Source organism: Anaerosporobacter sp. (assembly GCF_965301125.1).
Map to the genome: position 1 here is coordinate 1450 of NZ_CBDLAM010000294.1, position 1684 is coordinate 3133.

General features: G+C 33.2%; 1 protein-coding gene. It reads right to left on the minus strand.

All coding sequences use genetic code 11. The annotated features are described in order from the left end of the window. Positions 1-1352: D-alanyl-D-alanine carboxypeptidase family protein (locus tag ACW2QF_RS18920; protein WP_455717573.1), on the minus strand; the 1352-nt coding region annotated here is incomplete at its 3' end. Positions 1353-1684: the final 332 nt, after the last annotated feature.

Below are 1684 nucleotides of genomic sequence, written 5' to 3' on the forward strand. Positions count from 1 at the left end.
AAAGCAATAATACCAAATATTATTAGAGGTTTAATATTATGCTTGATTTTAGAAGATACAGCGGAACTTAGTGTACTTATTACTGAATCATCTGAATGATCTTCTGATAATTCAACGGATTCTAAAGTAGGTTTGTCAGAGGTTGTATAATATATATCAAGTTTACCCACGTTCTTATTGTCAAAGGTATAGTTAATATCACCTATGATTTCTCTTCCATTTTGTATCTTTGGTGTATCATATAGATTCATACTTTGTGTAACATCTTTCTCACTAGCACCCAAAGGGAGTATATAGCTACTATCATTGTCTGTATAAATCAAAGGAGTAGAATTATCAAAAATAGAATTAAATCTTGTAAAAAGTATTGAATTATCATTGGCTGATAGAGAACTTGTTTCGTCTACTGAGAAGGATTCATAGTTATCAAATCCGAAATCAAATAATTTAATTGTATCTGAATACTGTTCTGTAGGGGTTGATTTCATTACAACGCAAATCAAGTCTACACCATCCTGACTAGCAAAGGATACGAGAGTGTTACGGGCTGCGTTGGTATATCCCGTTTTGCCACCGATACAGGCATCATATTTTTTCGTTAACTTGTAACCGAGTAGTAGCTGTTGGTGATTGGCCATTGGGAACTCTTGATCTGATTTATTCGTTTTAGGAAGGACATAACTCTTGGTACCTGTAATCTTACGAAATGCTTCATTTTTCAAAGCTTCTTGAGAGATAAGTGCCATATCATAGGCCGAAGTATAGTGATTTTCATTGTGTAGACCATTGGCATTTACAAAGTGAGTATTTTTACAACCTAATTCCTTTGCTTTAGCATTCATCATATCAGCAAATTTATCAATACTACCGGCAACATGTTCTGCAACGGCGTTAGAAACCTCATTCGCAGATGCTAGCATTACAGCATATAGACATTGTTCCATGGTAAGTTGTTCGCCCTCTTGACGAGCAATATGAGTACTGCCACTCTCTATACTAAAGACTGCATTATGAGAAAAAGTTACTATTTCGTTAAGAGAACAATTTTCTAAAGCGACCAAGGTGGTCATAATCTTGGTTATACTGGCTGGATATAGTTCTTTGTGTGGATTTTTTTCATATAGGACTAAACCAGATGAGGCATCAATTAATACAGCTGATTCTGAAGTAAGACTACCTTTGTATTTAGGCCATTTGAAGGTACTTTTTGTTTCAGTAGAAGTATCGGTAGTTGATTTAACAGTTGAAGTTTGGATTTGCTCAATTTGGGTAGTGGCAGCATAAGCAGTTGTATCTCCTATATTGGAAAGCAGTAGTACTGCTGTTAGAACGGATGTTAGTATTCGTTTCATGATATTGTATATCCCTCACTTTGTATAATCGTTAATATTCATAGTGTATGTTAATTGGTAACTATTAAACTCTCTTTAATTTCCCTCGTTAATTTATGACTCCTGCGGAGTAAGTTCTTATACTATGTATAAGAACTAGAACAAGCTTCGATTATTCTCATAAATTACATTATAATTTATTTTGTTAAGACAGGCAATAGATAAATACCAAGTGATTACGGAAATAACCACTTGGTACCTGTTTTTTTTTTATTTTGTTTATATGATTTGTAATTTCTCTTTTATGCATATAGATTTAGTATACACTAAGAATTCATTTATTATACAATAAT